The 19,664-nt window shown below is 70.2% G+C and carries 12 protein-coding genes; 11 read left to right on the forward strand and 1 reads right to left on the reverse strand.

Translation table 11 applies throughout. The annotated features are described in order from the left end of the window. The 10 genes from ACL06G_RS21190 to ACL06G_RS21235 all read left to right on the forward strand — a co-directional run. Positions 1-5,785 (forward strand): non-ribosomal peptide synthetase (locus tag ACL06G_RS21190; RefSeq protein ID WP_412788064.1); only part of this gene is annotated, 5,785 nt, incomplete at its 5' end. Positions 5,786-5,844: 59 nt separating this feature from the next. Continuing rightward, positions 5,845-7,119 carry an enterochelin esterase gene (fes, locus tag ACL06G_RS21195; protein ID WP_412788063.1) on the forward strand — a complete coding sequence of 425 codons (1,275 nt, stop codon included), beginning with the start codon at positions 5,845-5,847 and terminating at the stop codon, positions 7,117-7,119. After that, the gene (gene leuB / locus ACL06G_RS21200) at positions 7,116-8,240 is read left to right on the forward strand and encodes a 3-isopropylmalate dehydrogenase (protein WP_412788062.1); all 1,125 of its coding nucleotides are present in this window, start codon (positions 7,116-7,118) and stop codon (positions 8,238-8,240) included. The genes fes and leuB overlap by 4 nt, the downstream gene beginning before the upstream one ends. Positions 8,241-8,292: 52 nt before the next feature. Beyond that, positions 8,293-9,735, forward strand: a complete 1,443-nt coding sequence (locus ACL06G_RS21205; protein WP_412788061.1) for a pyridoxal phosphate-dependent aminotransferase — start codon at positions 8,293-8,295, stop codon at positions 9,733-9,735. Positions 9,736-9,783: 48 nt separating this feature from the next. After that, positions 9,784-11,187 carry a hydroxymethylglutaryl-CoA lyase-like TIM-barrel protein gene (locus tag ACL06G_RS21210; RefSeq protein WP_412788060.1) on the forward strand — a complete coding sequence of 468 codons (1,404 nt, stop codon included), beginning with the start codon at positions 9,784-9,786 and terminating at the stop codon, positions 11,185-11,187. A 43-nt stretch (positions 11,188-11,230) separates the two neighbouring features. Next, entirely contained in the window at positions 11,231-12,634 is a 1,404-nt protein-coding gene (leuC, locus tag ACL06G_RS21215; protein WP_412788059.1) for a 3-isopropylmalate dehydratase large subunit, read from the forward strand. Between the two features lie 12 nt (positions 12,635-12,646). After that, entirely contained in the window at positions 12,647-13,261 is a 615-nt protein-coding gene (gene leuD / locus ACL06G_RS21220) for a 3-isopropylmalate dehydratase small subunit (RefSeq protein ID WP_412788058.1), read from the forward strand. Between the two features lie 89 nt (positions 13,262-13,350). Next, positions 13,351-13,551 (forward strand): MbtH family protein, encoded by a 201-nt coding sequence (locus tag ACL06G_RS21225; protein ID WP_412788057.1) that lies wholly within the window; start codon positions 13,351-13,353, stop codon positions 13,549-13,551. 90 nt (positions 13,552-13,641) lie between these two features. Then, positions 13,642-13,980, forward strand: coding sequence for a hypothetical protein (locus tag ACL06G_RS21230; RefSeq protein WP_412788056.1), 339 nt, complete (start codon positions 13,642-13,644; stop codon positions 13,978-13,980). Positions 13,981-14,050: 70 nt separating this feature from the next. Beyond that, on the forward strand, positions 14,051-15,448 hold the full coding sequence (locus tag ACL06G_RS21235) for a M23 family metallopeptidase (protein ID WP_412836513.1): 1,398 nt from the start codon (positions 14,051-14,053) through the stop codon (positions 15,446-15,448). 39 nt (positions 15,449-15,487) lie between these two features. Here the strand turns inward: ACL06G_RS21235 and ACL06G_RS21240 are convergent, their stop codons facing one another. Then, a complete protein-coding gene (locus tag ACL06G_RS21240) occupies positions 15,488-15,928 on the reverse strand; it encodes a VOC family protein (protein WP_412788054.1) in 441 nt (146 codons plus the stop codon). Positions 15,929-16,262: 334 nt separating this feature from the next. Here ACL06G_RS21240 and ACL06G_RS21245 point away from each other — a divergent pair. Continuing rightward, the coding region (locus ACL06G_RS21245; protein ID WP_412788053.1) for an AMP-binding protein at positions 16,263-19,664 on the forward strand (3,402 nt) is incomplete at its 3' end.

Raw genomic sequence — 19,664 nt, forward strand, 5'->3', positions numbered from 1 at the left:
GGGCTTCGAGGAGGCCACTCCGCTCAACACCACCCCGCGCACCGAGGTCGGAGCCGGGCAGGCGGACGAGGCGGACCCGCAGGCCAGGACCAGTGTGTCCCTCAGCGAGAGCGAGACGGCGGAACTCCAGAACTTCGCCCAGCAGCACCGCCTGACCCTCAACACGGTGCTCCAGGGCTGCTGGGCGCTGCTGCTCGGCCGCTACGCGCGCACCGAGGACGTCGTCTTCGGCACCGTCGTCTCGGGGCGTCCCCCCGAGGTCGAGGGCATCGAAAGGATGGTCGGCCTGTTCATCAACACGCTGCCCGTCCGGGTGCCGCTGCCCCGACAGACGTCCTCGCTCGACTGGCTGCACGCACTCCAGGAACAGAGCACCCGGATGCGGCAGTACGACTACAGCCCGCTGAGCCACGTCCAGCAGTGGAGCGGACTCCCGGCAGGGGCCCCGCTGTTCGAGAGTCTCTTCGTCTTCGAGAACTACCCCGAGGACGAGGAGCGCGACGCGGCACTGCGCTTCACCGAAGCCAGCTCCCAGGAGCAGACCCACTACCCCCTCAACGCCGTCATCACCGTGGGACGGCAACTCGGCATCGACATCTTCTACGACACGCGGTGGTTCGACGGGACCGCGACCGAGGCGATGATCGCCCACCTGCGCCGGATCAGTCGCGAACTGGTCTCCTCGCCCGAGCAGGCGCTGGCCCGGGTGTCCCTGCTGACCGAGGAGGAGCGGACCCGTGCGGTCGGCGCGTGGAGCACGGAGTCCACCTCGGACACCGACGACCTCCCGTACCTGCACGCTCTCGTCGAGGAGCAGGCCGCCACCACCCCGGACGCCGTCGCCGTCGTCCACGAGGACGAGCAGCTCACCTACGCCCAGCTCGACAGCCGAGCCAACCAGTTGGCGCACTGGCTCCAGGGCCGTGGCGTCGGACCGGACGTCCTCGTCGGGCTGTGCCTGGAGCGTTCCCTGGAAGCCATCGTCGGCCTGCTGGGCATCCTCAAGGCCGGCGGCGCCTACGTTCCCGTGGACCCCCGCTACCCAGTCGACCGAATGGCCTACGTGGTCGAGAACTCCGGTCTGCGGCTGTTCGTCACGCAGTCCGAGGTGCTGCCCAAGCTGCCGCCCGGAGACCTGGAGACCCTCTGCCTCGACTCCGAGTGGCCGGACATCGCCACCCGGCCGACGCACGCGCCGTCCACGACCGTCTGCCCCGACAACCTCGCCTACATCATCTACACGTCGGGATCGACCGGCCGGCCCAAGGGCGTGATGGTCGCCCACCGGAACATCCGCCACGTGGTGCCGTGGATCCGCGGGAACGCCTGCTTCGACAGGCCCCAGAACGTCCTCCAGGTCGCCTCGCTCAGCTTCGACTTCTCCGTCTGGGAGATGCTGCTGCCGCTGGTGACCGGCGGCACCCTGCACCTCCCCCGGAGCGGTGCCCGCATGGTCGGCACCGACCTGTACGACGTCCTGGACGAGCGGGCCATCCAGAGCCTCAACTTCACCCCGGGCGCGCTGGCCACCCTGCCCACCGAGTCGCTTCCCCACCTGCGCACCCTGGTCGTCGGCGGTGAGGCGTACTCGGCCGACCTGATCCGCACCTGGGCGCCGGGGCGCACCTTCTTCAACGTGTACGGGCCGACCGAGTCGACGATCTTCGCCTCCGGCACCCACACCGACGAGCACCTGGACACCATCCACATCGGACGTCCGATCACCAACGTCCGGCTGTACGTGCTGGACCCGTACATGCAGCCCGTCCCCGTCGGCGTACCCGGCGAGCTGTACGTCGGCGGCGTCGGTGTGACCCGCGGCTACATGGGCCGCCCCGAACTGACCGCCGAGTACTTCGTGGCGGACCCGTTCGGCGAGGAGCCCGGGGGCCGTCTCTACAAGAGCGGCGACCTGGTCCGCTACCTGCCCGACGGCAACATCGAGTTCGTCCGGCGCGTGGACAACCAGGTGAAGATCCGGGGATTCCGCATCGAGCTCGGGGAGATCGAAGCGGTCCTGGACCGTCACCCGCAGGTCCACAGCTGCGCCGTCCTCGCCCAGCCGGACGGCCCCAGCCACCGCCTCGTGGCCTACGTGGCGCTGCACGAGGAGACGGCCGGCATCACCGAGGCGCTCCAGGCGCACCTGAAGGAGCAGCTGCCCTCGTACATGGTGCCCGCGGTCTTCGTCCACCTCGACGAGATGCCCCTCAACAGCAACGGCAAGATCAACCGCAAGGTGCTCCCGGAACCCGAGAACGGGCCCGCACCGGCTCTCGCCGCGAGCGCACTGCCGCGCACCAGGACCGAAGCGCTCCTGGCCACGATCCTCGAGCAGGTCCTGGACCGCAGCGCGGTGGGGATCTCCGACGACTTCTTCGCACTCGGCGGCCACTCGCTGCTCGCGGCGAAGGTCGTCGCCCGCATCCAGCAGACGTTCGAGGTGGACGTCCCCGTCCGGGTGCTGTTCGAGCAGCCGACCGTTTCCCAGATGGCCACGGAGGTCGACGCCCTCTTGCAGGACAAGGATCCGCACGGCAGCGTCCCGCTGGTTCCCGTGCCGCGCGACGAGCCGATACCCGCGACGTTCGACCAGCAGCGCCTGTGGTACATGGACCGGCTGGTCCCCGACAGCCCCCTCTACACGGTCGGCTGGGTGCTCCACCGGTCCGAGGCCCTGGACGCCGGCAGGCTCCGGCTCGCGCTCGAGCGCCTCGTTGCCCGCCACGAGACCCTGCGGACGACGTTCCGGGAGCACCGGGGCCGCGTGTGGCAGGAGATCGCCGACACCGGGACCGTCGACCTGGCGGAGGCCGACCTCTCGGCCGTCGCACCCCAGGAGCAGGCCGCGGCCGTCACGGCCCGCACCCACGAGCTGTGGACCCGGCCCTTCGACCTCACCGGGGGACCGCTGTTCCGCACGCTGCTGGTGCATCTGCCCGGCGGTGAGTCGCTACTGGCGTTCAGCGCGCACCACGCGGTCTTCGACGGCTACTCGGTCGGCATCCTCAACGACGAGGTGCTGCGACTCCACGACGCCGCAGGCACCGACGCCGCGGCTCTGCCGCCGCTCCCCGTCCAGTACGCCGACTACGCGGTGTGGCAGCAGCAGTGCCTCCAGGAGGAGCGTCTGCAGCCGCACCTGCAGTACTGGAAGGAGCAGTTGGCGGACGCCCCGGCACTGATCTCGCTGCCCACGGACCACCCGCGGCCCGCGGTGCAGAACTACCAGGGCGCCAACCTCACCAGCCACCTGCCCGCGGAGATCCGCGAACAGCTCACCAAGGTGAGCAACGAGCACCGGACCACGCAGTTCATCACGGTGCTCAGCGCCTTCGCCGTGCTCCTCTCCCACTACAGCGGACAGGACAAGGTGGTCATCGGCGTCCCGGTCGCCAACCGCAGCCGCGTCGAGACCGAGCCGCTCATCGGATTCCTGGTCAACACGGTCGCGCTCTGCGTCGACCTCGAGGGCGACCCGCCGTTCTCCGACGTGCTGGAGCAGGTGCGCTGGAAGCTCCTGGACGCGCAGAGCCACCAGGACGTTCCGTTCGAGCGCATCGTCGAGGAGCTGCGGCCCGAACGCAGCCTCAGCTACAACCCGGTGTTCCAGGTCATGTTCACCGGCCTCGACAAGCTCTTCGAGGACGTACCGGAGGACCAGGAGCAGCCCGAATGGGTGCACGACCTCACCGAGGCCGGCGTCGGCGTCTCGAAGTTCGACCTGGGGCTGAGCATCCAGCAGCGCGACGGAGAGCTGCAGTTCACCTTCGAGTACAGCACCAGCCTCTTCGAGCGGGGCACGGTCGCCGGGATGGGCGACCACCTGCAGCGCCTCATCGACGGTGCGCTGGCCGCCCCCGGCACCCCCATCGGCCGGCTCACACTGCTGTCCGACACGGAGCGTGCCGAGATCCTGCACGAGCGGAACGCCACCCGCGACGAGGACGCCCTGCGGCCCACGTGCCTGCACGAGCTGTTCGAGGAGCAGGTCCGCGCCACACCGGACCGGATCGCCCTCTCGTACGAGGACCAGCAGCTCACGTACGCCGAACTGGACCGGCGGGCCAACCGGCTGGCGCGGACCCTGCAGGCGCGTGGCGTGGCGCCCGAGACGCCGGTCGGTATCAGCATGCGCCGATCGCTGGAGCTGGTCACCGGACTCCTCGCCATCCTCAAGGCGGGCGGCGCGTACGTGCCGCTCGACCCCGACTACCCGTCCGACCGGCTCGCGTTCATCGCCGAGTCCGCGCAGGTGGGTGTCGCCCTGGTGCAGCCCGGAACGGCGGAGCAGGCCCGGTTCCTCACGGACCGGGGAGTGGACCTGCTCGAACTCGGCGGCAGCGACACCTCATGGCTCCGCGAGAGCGCGGAACCCCTGGGTGTCGACACCGACCCGGACAACCTGGCGTACGTCATCTACACCTCCGGTTCCACGGGCAAGCCCAAGGGCGCCATGCTGTCGCACCGCGGCATCTGCAACCGCCTCCTGTGGATGCAGGACGCCTACGGCCTGGGCGAGCACGACCGGGTGCTGCAGAAGACGCCGTTCAGCTTCGACGTGTCGGTCTGGGAGTTCTTCTGGCCGCTCCTCACCGGTGCGCAGCTGCACGTCGCCCGGCCCGACGGCCACCGCGACCCCGCCTACCTCGTCGACCTGATCGAGGAGCAGCGGATCGGAGTCCTGCACTTCGTGCCGTCGATGCTCCAGGCGTTCCTCCAGCAGTCCTCCGTGGCGGACCGGTGCCGGGGCATCCGGCACATGATCTGCAGCGGCGAGGCCCTCCCGCCGGAGGTGCAGGAGCAGTGCCGGCAGCTCCTGCCGGGCACCGGACTGCACAACCTGTACGGGCCGACGGAGGCGTCCGTCGACGTCAGCTTCTGGGAGTGCCGGGACGAGCCGGGGGCGAGCAGCGTCCCCATCGGCCGTCCGGTGGCGAACACGCAGCTGTACATCCTCAACGAGGCGATGGAGCCCGTGCCGGACGGAGTCATCGGGGAGCTCTTCATCGGCGGCGTGCAGCTCGCCCGCGGCTACCTGGACCGGCCGGACCTGACCGCGGAGCGGTTCGTGGCGAACCCGTTCGGCGGCGGCCGGCTCTACGCCACCGGCGACCTCGCCCGCTTCCGGAGCGACGGCGTCATCGAGTACGCGGGACGCAAGGACCACCAGGTCAAGATCCGCGGCTACCGCATCGAGATCGAGGAGATCGAAGCGGTTCTGGCGGACCACGACGCAGTCCAGTCGTGCCTGGTGGTCGTGCACGAGGTCACGGCGGCGGACAAGCGGCTGACGGCCTACCTCACCACGCACGCCGGCCGGGAGGCGGCCCCCGACGCGCTCAGGGCGCACCTGCTGGACCGGCTGCCCGAGTACATGGTCCCCACCTACTTCGTGCAGCTGGACGGCTTCCCGCTGACACCCAACGGCAAGGTGGACCGGAAGGCCCTCCCCGGCCTCCAGGACGTCATCGCCCAGGCCCGGGCCGGGGAGAGCTACGTCGCACCGAGCAGCGAGACCGAGGAGGTGCTGGCGGAACTCTGGGCCCGCCTCCTCGACCTCGAACGCGTGGGTGTCCACGACGACTTCTTCAATCTGGGCGGCCACTCGCTCCTCGTGGCCTCCATGGCCACCGAGGTCCAGGAGCGGTGGGACATCGAGCTGATGCTTCCGATGGTCTTCCAGAACCGGACGGTCGCCAAGCTCGCCCAGGTTATCGAGGAGCGCATCGAGGAGGGCGACGCCGACGCGCCGGACGCGGACGAACTGTTCGACCTGATCTGAGCCGCACCGGCGCTCCGCCCACCTGGACCGCACCCCGAAGAGTCAAGGAGAAACCCCACATGCCCGCTCCGGAAACCACCACCGTGAGCCCACGGATCGCCGAGGTGGCCGAAGCCGTCGCTGCCGGTAGGCACGAGGTGCTCGACGCGTTCTGGAAGGAGGTCGAGGACGCCGGCGCGCCGCTGATGGAGCAGGTCGGCGACGACACGTCGCAGACCCTCGTGACCTTCCTCTGGCGCGACCCGGGAGACACCGAGAACGCTCTCGTGATCTTCTTCAGCGCGCCCACCCAGGGCGACCTGACGGAGTACCGGATGGCCAACGTCCCCGGCACCGACCTCTGGTACAAGTCCTACTTCCTGCCCTCGGACCTGCGCACGACCTACCTGCTGTCCGTCAACGACTCGCTCGAGCCCTACGAGTCCTACGCGGACGTCATGTCGCGCCTGCCCTCGTACCAGCCGGACCCGCTCAACCCCCGCAACAACCCGATCTTCGGGAACGAGCAGAACAAGTACATCGTGTCCATCCTGGAACTCCCGGGGGCACCGAAGCAGCCCTGGAACATCGCCCGCCGCGGCGTGCCCAAGGGCAAGACCCACATGCACATGCTGGACAGCGAGGTGCTGGAGAACCAGCACCACGTGACCGTGCACGTGCCGCCCGGCTACAACACCGACGGCGAGCCGTACAACGTGTTCCTGCTGTTCGACGGGTGGGCGTACTACAACTTCGCCCTGATCCACACGGTGATGGACAACCTGCTGTACGTGGACCGGACCCCGCCGTACGTCCTGGTGATGCACAGCAACCTCGACCAGGAGGTCCGGGCCCGCGAACTGCCCTGCTACCCGCCGTTCAACGACTTCCTGCGGCAGGACCTGATGCCGTGGCTGCGGGAGAACTACCACGTCACCACCGACCCGGCGCGGACCGTGGTCGGCGGCTCCTGCTACGGCGGCCTGGCGGCTGCCTACGCAGGCTTCAAGTCCCCCGACCTGTTCGGCAACGTGATCTCCCAGTCCGGTTCGTTCTGGTGGCCGGGAGCCATGGACTCCGAGGTCGAGGACGAGTGGCTGACGAACCAGTACGAGCAGAACCCCGCCCTGCCGCTCCGGTTCTCCCTGGAGATCGGGAGCCTGGAGCAGGCCATCTGCGAGTTCGACCCGATGACGGCGCACCGCCGCATGCGGGACGTGCTCGTGAAGAAGGGCTACGAGGTCGACTACTCCGAGTATGTCGGAGGACACGACATGATCTGCTGGCGCGGCACCCTCGTCGACCGCCTGCTGTCCTTCCACCCCAAGAAGAGCCGGGAGGCGTCGGCCCGATGACCACTGCCACCATCACTGTGCTCCCGGGCGACGGCGTCGGCCCGGAGACCGTCCACGAGGCACTCCGGGTGCTCCGTGCGGTCGAGGAGAAGTACGGCCACACCTTCACCGTCCACAAGCGGCTCGTCGGACTGGAAGCCATCACGGCCGAGGGTGAGGCGATCTCGGATGCGACGTTCGAGACGTGCGGACGGAGCGACGCGGTGCTCCTCGGGGCCGTCGGCAGCCTGCCGGACGGGGAGAAGCGGAGCGACGGGCCGCGTCCCGGCCAGGCGCTGTTCCGGCTCCGCAAGGAGTTCGACCTGTTCGCCAACCTCCGGCCGGTCCGTCCGCTCGAACCTCTCCTCGAGGCCTCCCCGGTGAAGCCGGAACACCTCAAGGGCACCGACATGGTGTTCGTGCGGGAGCTGTCGGCCGGCCTGTACTACGGGCACCTGGAGACCGTGCCCGGCAAGCCCAGCGAGATCCGCCAGGGCGAGCGCGGCACGGAGGCCGTCGACACGCTCCTCTACACGGAGAAGGAGATCGAACGCGTCGTGCGGACGGCGTTCGAGATCGCCGCCGACCGCAGCGGCAGGGTCACCTCCGTCGACAAGGCCAACGTGCTGAGTTCCTCCGTGCTGTGGCGGCGCGTCGTGGAGCGGGTCGCGGCCGATCATCCGCAGGTCTCCCACGAGCACATGCTCGTCGACGCCTGTGCCATGCGCCTGATCCGGACACCGTCGGACTTCGACGTCGTCGTCACCGAGAACCTCTTCGGCGACATCCTCACCGACGAGGCGTCCCTGCTGACGGGCTCCATCGGCATGCTGCCGTCGGCGAGTCTCGGCGTGCGGCGCACCGAGGGAGGCCTGTTCGGGCTCTACGAGCCGATCCACGGTTCCGCTCCCGACATCGCCGGCCAGGACCGGGCGAACCCCGTCGGTGCCGTGCTCTCCGCCGCGCTGCTGCTCCGTCACTCGCTCGGCCTGCACCGGGAGGCGGCAGCCGTCGAGGAGGCGGTCGAGGACGTGATCAGGCAGGGGTTCCGGACCGTGGACATCGAGGAGAGCGGATGCACGGTCGTCGGCACCGAGGAGATGGGCCGGCGCATCCGGGACCGCGTGGCGGCGCAGGACTGACGATGCGGTACACGGCGCTGTTCGACGTATTGGTAGCGGGAGGTCACCCACGATGACGCTGCAGACTTCCTCCTCCGGGACCGGAGCCGGTCTCGAAGAGCAGCGCATGCTCGTCCGGAAGGCACGCAAGGAGATCCTGCACGAACACCGGGGCCTCACCGGCTCCGGGACGGAACCGCCCATCCGCGTCATGGCGCGGATCGTGCAGGACCTGGAACGGGCATGCGCGGCACGGGACTTCGACCGGCAGGCGACGCGGCTGGAGATCGTGAACCGCACGATCGGCGATGTCGACGTGCGTCTGATCACCGAGTGCGAGGGCGAACCCGGGGGCCCGCAGGACTACCGGTTGCTGGCCGACGAGCTCGGCATCGCCCTCCCCGGCGAGGAGCTCCAGGGCTACACCGCAACGGGCGAGGGCTACCGATGGCTCAGGGAACGCATGATGGGCGCCGAACGCGAGCTGCTCGACGCCGGGTACGACCCCCGGGTCTACGACATCCACGGCGTGGGCAACCCGGTGCTGCGGAGCCTGCTCGCCCAGGACATGCGGCAGTGGGGGCAGACGGTCCCGGCGGAGCAGGTCGCGCTGGGACTCGGAGCCACGGACTGCATCGACAAGGTCCTCCGCGGACTCGCCCACCTCGCCCACCTCCAGGGCCGGCCGCCCGGGGCGGTGCTGTTCGCAGCCCCCGGGTTCAACATGCCCGAGCTGCAGGCCGCGGCGTACGGCTATCGCCTGCACTCCGTCACCACCCGGGCCGAGGACGGGTTCAAACTCACCGACACACTGCTCGCCGCACAGCTCGAGCAGAACCCCGACGTGGCCGCCGTCTACCTGACGGTGACGAACAACCCCACCACGTTCGCCTACACGCCCGACGAACTCGCCGCCCTGCAGGCCGTCGTACGGCGCTTCGCCGAGCGGGGCCGGCGCGTCCACATCCTCGCCGACCTGGCGTACGTCGGTACCGGGCCGCCCGAGGAGGACCGGGCCCGCATGCACCGCCTCGCCGAGGCATCCGATCTCGCTGCGCAAATGATCTACGTCGGGAGCTACTCCAAGACGCACACGCTGACCGGGGAACGGTTCGGCTGGGTCGTCTTCGGCGACAAGGACTTCGCCCGGGCCATGGGGTCGAGTTGGACGAACAGCGTCGGTTCCCTGCCCGGGGAGTGGCAGCTGCGGTTCATGGCCTACCACGCCCTCTTCCGGGAGAACCCCGGCCTGATCGAGAAGATCCGGGACCTCTACCGGCTGCGCCGCCGCCGACTGCGCGCGCAACTCGAACAGTGCGATGCGGAGCACGGTCTGTTCGAGCGCATTTACCTCGACGACGACGCGACGATCTACAACTGGAGCAGACTCCGGAAGGGTGAGGACTGTTTCTCCGTCCTCGAGAAGACCGGAATCGCAGGGATCCCCGGCTCCACCTTCGGCTACTCCGACGACTACATCCGTTTCTCGGTCGGCATTCTTCCCGTTGCAGAATGACGGCCGACCGCGCCTGAGAGATGATCGCGCTTCCGGAAAGGAGAGATCATGCAGAAGGCAACATCCGCATCCGCATCCGTATCCGCTGAGCAGGCGAGCCCCGGCACGGTTCCCGAGGACCTTCCGGCGAACTTCAACTGGAACAGCGAGGAGAGTCCGCTCTCACCCATTCCGGAGAAAATACCGGGCGAGCCGCTCGCCGAGCAGGTGGCGCGCACGGAAATACTCTCGGAATGTCTGAGAGACGGCCTCCAGGGAATATCCGGGTACCCGTCGATCGACGACATGATGGAGTACCTGCACCTGCTGGAGGACTTCGGCGTCACCTACGCCACGGTGGGCATCTACCCCGGTGGCGCGGGCAACCTCAGCGCCACCATGAAGGGCCTGCTCGCCCGGATGAAGGACGAGGTGCCCTCCATCGTCCCGTCCGTCCTCTCCATGTGCACCGAGGACTCGCTGCAGTGGACGATCGAGTGCCGTGAGATCCACCCCCGGCTCGAGTCCCTGGTCTTCATGGGCAGCGCTCCGTCGCGCCGGCTCGCCCAGGGCTGGGACATGGAGTTCATCCTCGACAAGCTCGACACCTTCATCAGGAAGACCGCCGACGCCGGGATCCCGGTCATCGCGGGCACCGAACACACCACCCAGACCTCGCCCGAGGACGTCCGGGCCATCATCCGGACGCAGGTCGAGGCGGGCGCGTACTGCATCGCCCTCGCGGACACCATCGGCACCATCCGGCCGCTCGGCACCTACCGTCTGGTGCGGTTCGTGCGGGACGAACTGGAGGCTCTGGGCGCTCCCGAGGTGAAGCTGGACTGGCACGGCCACCGCGACCTGGGCAACGCGCTGTGCAACGCCATGTCCGCGGCCGCGGCGGGCGCGGACCGCATCCACGTCGTGTCGCGCGGTGTCGGCGAGCGCTCCGGCAACGCCTCCCTCGAGGAGGTGGTGCTCAACCTGGCCGCCATCCGCGAGGAGTCGGGCCTCCCGGTGCCGTGGAAGATGACGCAACTGCTGCGGCTGATCTCCCACTACCAGGAGATGGTCGGCGTCGCCACACCGGAGCACGGCGTGCTCGGTGAGCGCTACAGCCACACCTCGTCCGGCATCCACACCGACGCCATCCTCAAGGCCTACGGGCTCGCCGACCAGGCCGAGCAGGACGAGAACTTCGCCCGCGCGGCGAAGCTGCGGGAGATGGCGCGCACCGTGTACTCGGCCGTCGACCCCGCCACCGTGGGCGGCACCCAGTCGGTGGGTGTGAGCCCCTGGAGCGGGCAGAGCGCCGTCAAGCTCGCCTACATGAACAGCGGCCGGGACCCCCGGAAGCTGTCCTCCGACACCGTGAACCGGACCCTGGAACGCGCGAGTGACCTGGGGCGGGAACTCACCTCGGACGAACTCGAGGAGTGCTACGGGGAGGTGCCCGCACCGCACGGAGCCTGAGAGCTCCTTCGTCGTCACCACAGGCACGCTTGGAGAGAGCCGTATGCCCCGAACGATGTTCGAGAAGATCTGGGACGCGCACATGGTGCGCGACGAACCCGGCGAAGTGCCGATGCTGTACATCGACCGGCACCTCACCCACGAGGCGACGTCGCCGCAGGCCTTCGCCGGTCTGCGGGAACGGAACGTCCCCGTCCACCGCCCCGGGAGCACCGTGGCCGTGATCGACCACAACGTGCCCACCGTGCCGGGACGCAAGCTCATCGACGTCGTCGACGCGCCGAGCACCATGTGCATCGAGACGATGGAGCAGAACGCGCGGGACTTCGGGGTAAAACTCCTCGACATGAACGACGAGGACCAGGGCATCGTCCACGTCATCGGGCCGGAGCTCGGACTCTCGCTGCCCGGCATGACCGTGGTGTGCGGCGACTCCCACACCTCCACGCACGGTGCCCTCGGCATCTTCGCCGTGGGCATCGGCACCAGCGAGGTGGAGCACGTCCTGGCCACCCAGTGCCTGCTCCAGCAGAAGCCCCTCACGATGAACATCGACATCGAGGGGACGCTGGGACCCGGCGTGACGGCGAAGGACATCGCCCTCGCCGTCATCCGCCGGCTCGGCACCGACGTCGGCACGCACCACGTCATCGAGTTCAGCGGATCCGCCGTGCGCTCCCTCTCCATCGAGGGCCGCATGACGCTGTGCAACATGGCGATCGAGGCCGGCGCCCGGGCCGGCATGGTCGCACCCGACGACGTCACCATCGAATACGTGCGCGGACGGCGCTTCGCACCTTCCGGCGAACTCTTCGAGCGCGCCGCCGAGCAGTGGAAGCAGCTCGCCTCGGACCCGGGCGCCCGGTTCGACGCCGAGCACCGCCTGACCGTCGACGACCTGGTGCCCCAGATCACCTGGGGCACCAACCCGGGCATGGTCGCCGACATCACCGGCACCGTTCCGGACCCCGGCAGCGCGTCCGACCCCGAGACTCGTGCCGGCATGGAGCGGGCCCTGGAGTACATGGGACTCCGGGCGGGGCAGCGCATCCAGGACATCCCCGTCGACACCGTCTTCATCGGCTCGTGCACCAACTCGCGCGTGGAGGACCTGCGCGCCGCCGCCGCACACCTCCGGGACAGGAAGGTCGCGGACGGGGTGCGCGCCATCGTCGTCCCCGGCTCGATGAGCGTGCGCCGCCAGGCCGAGGAAGAAGGACTCGCCGACGTCTTCCGCGCGGCGGGATTCGAATGGCGCGAGGCCGGCTGCAGCATGTGCATCGCCATGAACGGCGACCGCCTCTCGGCCGGGGAACGCTGTGCCTCGACGAGCAACCGCAACTTCGAGGGCCGCCAGGGCCGCGGCGGCCGGACCCACCTGGTCAGCCCCGCCACCGCGGCCGCCACCGCCGTCGCCGGTCGGTTCGCCGACTTCCGCGAGCTGTAAAGAGGGAGATCCGTGGAGAAGTTCATCACGCATGAGGGCACCGCCGTGCCGCTGATGCGCAGCAACGTGAATACGGACGACATCATTCCCGCGCGGTTCCTCAAGTCCGTGAGCCGCACCGGTTTCGGCCGCAACATGTTCGCGAACTGGCGCTACCTCGAGGACGGCAGCACGCCCGACCCGGATTTCGAGCTCAACCGCCCCGGCTACGAGGACGCGAGCATCCTGATTTCGGGCGAGAACTTCGGATGCGGTTCCTCCCGGGAACACGCGCCCTGGGCGCTGCGGGAGTACGGATTCGTCTGCATCATCGCACCGAGTTTCGCCGACATCTTCCACAACAACTGCTTCAACAGCGACATCCTCCCCGTGACGCTCGACTCCGCGGACGTGGAAGCCCTCCTGGCCTCCCTCACGGAGACCGGGACGTCCACGCTGCGCGTCGACCTGCCGGCCCAGTCGGTCACCGCGCCGGACGGCAAGGTCTTCCGTTTCGAGATCGACGCGTTCCGGAAGAACGCCATGACGGAGGGACTGGACAACATCGGATGGTCCCTGTCGCACAAGGACGAGATCCTCGCCTACGAGGAGCGCCGCAAGCAGGAGGCGCCCTGGCTCTTCACCTGAGGAATCCCCCCGCGTCACCTCCCCGCCTCCCCGCGCGGTGAGAAACAGAGCAGCACATATCCGTGACATCGAAAGGACGGAGAGCGTCAATGGATGCCAGTGAGATGAAGGTCCTCGTCAACGAGGAGGAGCAGTACTCCCTGTGGCCGGGATACCTCGCCGTTCCCGAGGGCTGGCGCGAGACCGGCTTCGGCGGTTCCAAGGAGGAGTGCCTCGAGCACGTCAAGGAGGTCTGGACCGACATGCGGCCGCGGAGCCTCCGCCTGCAGATGGAGAAGGCCGCCGGCTGAGGCCGGTGCGCCCTTCGCCTCTGAGGCCGTCCTTCCGCTCCACGTCACAACCACCCGTAGGCATGCCTGACCAGCGTTGGAGAATCGACCATGGATGAACTCGTCGAGCGCCTGTCCGTCGAGGGGCAGAGCGTCGTCGTCGGCGGCCCCGCGCCCTCGGCGAAGGAGCTGCACCGGCGCATCACCGAGATGCGCTACGTCTTCATCAAGTTCGGCGAATCGCGCGGAGGGACGGACCTGGGCGTCCGTGTCGACGAGGACCGCACGGACCTGGGATCGGCGGACTTCGCCGCCGGCACCGGGAGCGTGCACATCGAGGGGACGCTCACGCTGAACTACGTGAAGGTGCGCTGCGTCGCCGACATCGACCTGACGTCCCTCGCGGGCACCGGTCACCTGGTGGCGGTCGAGGAGGCCGCAGTCGCCTAGTGCCGTGCCGGGCGTCGCGAGCCGGGGAACCCTTCCGGTCGCAGCACTGGCCCGAAGCGGACGCCGCTCGGTGGGGCAGCGCCCCCTCCCGTACGGCGTCCGCCGGGCGCTTCCCGGGCCGGGGCGGGCGGGATGCCACGGCCCGGTCCTGCGCGGAGGCCGGGCCGCCCACCAGCGGCCGCCGGGCCCGGAGGCAGGCCGCCGCGCGCGAGAGACCCATCCGCCGCCCCTCCGCAGCCCCCGTCGCCGGGGGCTGATACGGAGAGAGGCACCCCCACGGACGGAGAACGTCGTCATCGTCCAGTCACTCCTGATCGCCGTCGTCACGCTCTCCGTGCTGGGAGCCGTCCACTGGTACCTGTACCGGCGCCTCGTCGAGGACGTCTCCCCTCCCGGCGGGCCCTGGCGCAGAATCGGCGCGGTGCTCCTGATCCTGCTGTGGGTGACTGCTGCGAGCGTGATGTTCTCCGGACCCGACGGCAGCCCGTTCGGCATCGTTCGTACGCTGTCGGTCCCCGGGTACCGCTGGCTGCCCGTCCTCCTCGCCCTGACGGGTGCCCTGCTGCTCGCCGAGATCGTGCGTGCTCTGCTGCTGCGCCGCCGCTCCCCGGGAGGCGAGGCCGCGGAGGGAGAAGCTGCCGACCCGTCACGCCGCCGGTTCGTCGCACGCGGCGTCGCCGTCGGAGCGGCCACGCTCGCCGGAGCGTTCACCTACGCTGAGAGCATGGACGAGGAACCGCCCTCACAGAAGCCGGGAACCCGCGGAGTCGAGCTCCTCCTTCCGTTCACCGGGCGATGGCTGGCCAGGAACAGCCCGGCCCGCAGGGTGCCCAGTCACGGAACGGACCTCTTCGGCGGCCGCTACGCCATCGACTTCATCGGCGTCGACGAACACCGCCGGACCGCCCGCAGCCGCAGCTGGCGCACGCTGTTCACCACCGAACCGCCCGACATCTTCCTCGCCTTCGGACAGCCCGTCCTGGCGCCCGTGGACGGCACGGTCGTCCACGTCCACGACGGCGAGACGGACCACGAGAGCCGGAGGTCGCAGCTGGCGCTGCTTCCCTACGCGCTCGGACAGGCGGGCCGTGCCCGACAGGGGGTGAACGCCCTGGCCGGGAACCACATCGTCATCGAGCATGCCTCCAGCGGCACCTTCGTCCTGCTCGCCCATCTGAAGAAGGGCTCCCAGCGGGTGACGGTGGGCCGGAGGGTCGCGGCGGGAGAGCACATCGCCGACTGCGGCAACTCCGGGAACTCGACCCAGCCCCACGTCCACATGCAGGTCACGGACGGTGCCGACATGACCGTGGCCCGGGGCGTCCCCATGGTGTTCCGCCGCTTCCGCGAGTGGCCCTCGGGGACCGACGGTGCGAACGAGGCGGCACGGACCAGGGACCGCGGGATGCCCGACGAGGGGACCGTGGTGGAATCGCTCGCGGCGTTCCGGCAGGCGCAGGGCAACTGATGCCGGAGGGCGTCGAGCCGGGAAGGACCCGACGCCCTCTCAGCGCAGGCGCTCGGCCAGCCCGACGATGACGCCCTCCGGGCCGCGGACGTAGCACAGCAGGTAGCTGTCCTCGAACCGTGCGATCCCGCCGAGGAGTTCGGAGCCGTGAGGCCGCAGGCGGGCCACGGTGTCCTCGAGGTCGTCGACGGCGAACATGACGCGGTGCGTACCCAGAACGTTGTGCGGGCGGTTGCGCGGTCCGTCGTCGACCACAGCCGGGCTGCGGTACTTCGCCAGCTCGAGCCGACTGTGACCGTCCGGGGTCCGGAGCATCGCGATGTGGCAGCGGACGCCGTCGAGTCCGGTGCAGCGGTCGGCAAAGGGACCCTCGACCTCCGCCCTGCCCTCCAGCTCCATACCGATTTCCTCGAAGAACGCGACGGCGGCATCCAGGTCGTCGACCACGATGCCGACATTGTCCATCCGCTGCAGCGCCATGCCGCTTCTCCCTCTTCCTCGTACGGGCCGGTGGGGCCGTTGCCACGCCGCCCGGGCATTGTGCCTCACGGCGACGGTCCCGCCGCTCCACCACACCCGTCCCGCGCCCACCCGACGCAGTGCCCGATCGGGTACCCCGGAGGACCCGCCCGACCCTGCGCCCTCATGCACCACCCCTGTCGGACGCCTCCGAAGACACCCACCGACGGGCACCCCGCGACCGCTCCATTCGGCAGCACTTACGGGCCTTATGAGGTCCGTGCGCCGCTGGCACGGTGATCCGCGAACCGACCCAGCCGGCCGACACGGCCCGCCGCAAGGTGAGGGGTGACCGATGACCGAGACCGCCAAGCTCCGTCCGGGGCGGCGTGGACGTGTGCCTGCCGACGTGCTCGCCGCACACGCCGAGACCGACCCGGGAGGCTCCGCGCTGCGCATCGTGCGGCCGGGCACCGCGGCCGGGGATCCGGACGTCGTCGAGCACGTCACCCGCGGCGCGCTCCGAGCACGGGCGAGCGCCGTCGCCGCAGCCCTGAGCGACCGGGTGGGGCCCGGCGACCGCGTTCTCGTCCTGCTTCCCGGCGGTGCCGACCTGTTCGCCGTGTGCCAGGCGACCTGGTTGCTCGGGGCGAGCGCGGTGCCCATACCCCCGCCGCCGCCCGGGGACCAGGAGCGCGGCCACTGGTTCGTGGACGTCGCCACCGACGCCGAGGTGTCCGCCGTCGTCACCACCCGCTCCCACCGGGACGTGGCCCGCCCGCTGTGGGAATGCTGCGCCGCGGCTCCCGTCACCTGGCTGTGCACGGACGAACTCGACGCAGTGGCGGGGGCAGTCGCCGCGCCCGACCTCGCGAGCGTTCCCGTCGGCCCCGAGCGGCCGGCGCTCATCCTGTACACCTCCGGTTCCACCTCCCGCCCCAAGGGCGTCGTCGTGCCCCATGCGCAGCTCCGTGCCACCCTCGAGCTGCAGCGGGAACGCACCCGGCTGCCCGACGGCGGACACGTGGTCAACTGGCTGCCCGCCCACCACGCCCTCGGCCTCGGCAGCGTGCTGCTCGCCCACTACGTGGGAGGGTCGGCCACCCTCATCGACCCCGCCGACTTCGTCGCCTCCCCGCTGCGCTGGCTGCGGGCCGTGAGCGACGCGGACACGCCGGTGCTCAGCGGCGGCCCGCCCTTCGGGTACGAGCGGTGCACGGCCCTGGCCACGCCAGAGGACTGCGACGGCCTGGACCTCTCCCGCTGGAGGGCGGCGCTGATCGGGGCGGACCGCATCCGCCCCCGCGTCCTGGAGGACTTCACGACCGCCTTCGCTCCGTACGGCTTCCGGCCCGAGGCCCTGTTCCCCGCCTACGGCCTCACCGAGACGATGCTCATCGTCACCGGCCACCAGGGCAGCGAACCACCCGTGCGGGCGGACCTGGACGCGGAGGCGCTGGAGCACGGACGTGTCGAGGCCGCGACGGCGGACACCCGACGCACCCGCACACTCGTCGGCTGCGGATCGCCCGGCCCCGGCGCCGAACTCCTCATCGTGGACCCCGAGACCCGGCAGAAGTGCCCCCCGGACCGGGTCGGGGAGGTGTGGATCTCCGGCGCCGTCGTCATGGACGGCTACTGGCGCCGGACCGTCGAGACGGGTGCCGCCTTCCACGGAGTCCTCGCCGAGGGCGGCCGCCACCACCTGCGCACCGGCGACCTCGGATTCCTGCACGAGGGCGAACTCGTCATCTGCGGAAGGCTCAAGGAGCTGGTCATCGTCCGCGGCCGCAACCTCCACCCGCAGGACATCGAACTCACCTGCCGCCAGACCCGCCCGTCGCTCGCGCAGGTACCGAACGCCGCGTTCTCCGTGGAGGAGGACGACGAGGAACGCCTGGTGGTGGTACAGGGCGTGGACGGGGCGACGCTCGCCGCGACCGAGGACCCGGAAGCACTGGCCGCCGAGATCGGCCGCGCGGTCACGGCGGCGCACGAGGTCGACGTCCACGCCGTCGTGCTGGTGCACCCCGACCAGGTGCCCAGGACCGGCAGCGGCAAGGTGCGCCGCGCCGCCTGCCGCACGGCCTGGAAGGAGGGGGAGCTCCACCCGCTGGCCGTCGCCCGCGGCCGAGCGCCGGACGGAGCGGCGGACGGGTCACCCGCCGGCGCATCGCTCCCCGACACGCCGCTGCGCGCACGGGTGCGCACCGCCGGACCCGACGGCAGGGCCGCGGTGATCGAGGACGACCTGCGGCAGCGCGTCGCCCGCGCCACCGGCCTGCCGGCCACCGCGATCGGCGAGGACCGCACGCTCCTCCAACTCGGCATCGACTCGCTGCGGATCATGGAGCTCCGCAGCGCACTCCACCGCGAACTCGACGTCCTCCCGTCGCTGTCGGAACTCGGCTCCTCCACCCTGCCGGGACTTGCGGCACTCCTCGCCGAGCGTCACGCGACCGTGTCCGACGGCGACCGGGGAGAGACCGGGACGGCGGAGGAGCCGCCGCAGCTCGTCCCCGAACCGGACCGGCGGTACGAGCCGTTCCCGCTCACAGATCTCCAGCACGCCTACCTCGTCGGGCGGAACCCCGACTTCCCTCTCGGAGGGGTGTCCACCCACTTCTTCGCCGAATTCGACGCGGCGGGTCTGGACACGGCCCGGCTGCGGAAGGCCCTGGACCGCATGGTCCGCCGCCACGACATGCTCCGCGCGGTCGTCGACCCCGAGGGCACCCAGCGCGTCCTGCCCCCGGAGCAGGCGGGCCCTGCTCCCGTGACCGAGTACGACCTTCGCAGCACCGACCGGGACGAGACCGAGCGCCACCTGGCGCGGGTGCGGGACGAGATGTCGCACGACGTGCTGCCCACGGGCTCCTGCCCGCTGTTCGACATCCGCTTCACCCTGCTGGACGCCGACCGGACCCGCATCCATGTCGGACTCGACCTGCTGATCTTCGACGTGTGGAGCCTGCGGCTGTTCTTCCGCGAGTGGCACGCGCTCTACACCGACCCCGACGCCCGACTGCCCGAGCCCGGAGTGGACTTCCGCGACTGCGTCAACGCGTCGGCGCGGCTTGCCGACGGCCCGGCCTACGAGGCGGCCCGCGCCTACTGGACGGAGCGGATCACCGCTCTGCCGGAGGGCCCGGACCTGCCGCTCGCCGCGCCCGTGCAGTCGATCGGCACGCCCCGGTTCCGGCGCCTGGCCGCCCGCCTGGACGCGGCCGACTGGAAGCGGCTGCGCGACCGCGCCGCCGATCTGGGCGTGACGCCCTCGTCCGTGCTGCTCGCGGTCTACGCGACGGTCCTGGGCCGCTGGGCCCGCAACCCGCACTTCAGCCTCAACATTCCCACCTTCAACCGGCTGCCGCTGCACCCGGACATCGAGCAGGTCATCGGCGACTTCACCTCGGTCACCCTGCTGGAGGTCGACCTGCGGAAGGGCGAGGCGACCGGTGAGCTCGCCGCACGCATCCAGCGGCAGTTGTGGGCCGACCTGGAGCACCGCGCGTACAGCGGAGTCCAGGTGCTGCGCGACCTCACGCAGCACCGCGGTGCCGGCGACGGCCTCCCGGCACCCGTGGTGTTCGCCAGCGCCCGCGGGCAGGCGCGGGACGGCGATCCGGACCTGCCCGTCGACTGGCTGGGCGAGTGGACCTACGGCATCTCGCAGACACCGCAGGTGCTGCTCGACCACCAGGTGTGGGAGGACGACCACGGCCTGGCCTTCAACTGGGACGTCGTGGACGGGGCC

It is taken from the genome of Streptomyces callyspongiae (assembly GCF_047200695.1).
Taxonomy (GTDB): domain Bacteria; phylum Actinomycetota; class Actinomycetes; order Streptomycetales; family Streptomycetaceae; genus Streptomyces.

Bases quoted from the DNA above. Each gene is read 5' to 3' on its own strand.
- fes (WP_412788063.1), top strand. From the start codon at position 5,845: ATGCCCGCTCCGGAAACCACCACCGTGAGCCCACGGATCGCCGAGGTG.
- leuB (WP_412788062.1), top strand. From the start codon at position 7,116: ATGACCACTGCCACCATCACTGTGCTCCCGGGCGACGGCGTCGGCCCG.
- ACL06G_RS21240 (WP_412788054.1), bottom strand. From the start codon at position 15,928: ATGGCGCTGCAGCGGATGGACAATGTCGGCATCGTGGTCGACGACCTG.
- leuC (WP_412788059.1), top strand. From the start codon at position 11,231: ATGCCCCGAACGATGTTCGAGAAGATCTGGGACGCGCACATGGTGCGC.
- ACL06G_RS21210 (WP_412788060.1), top strand. From the start codon at position 9,784: ATGCAGAAGGCAACATCCGCATCCGCATCCGTATCCGCTGAGCAGGCG.
- ACL06G_RS21225 (WP_412788057.1), top strand. From the start codon at position 13,351: ATGGATGCCAGTGAGATGAAGGTCCTCGTCAACGAGGAGGAGCAGTAC.
- ACL06G_RS21205 (WP_412788061.1), top strand. From the start codon at position 8,293: ATGACGCTGCAGACTTCCTCCTCCGGGACCGGAGCCGGTCTCGAAGAG.
- ACL06G_RS21230 (WP_412788056.1), top strand. From the start codon at position 13,642: ATGGATGAACTCGTCGAGCGCCTGTCCGTCGAGGGGCAGAGCGTCGTC.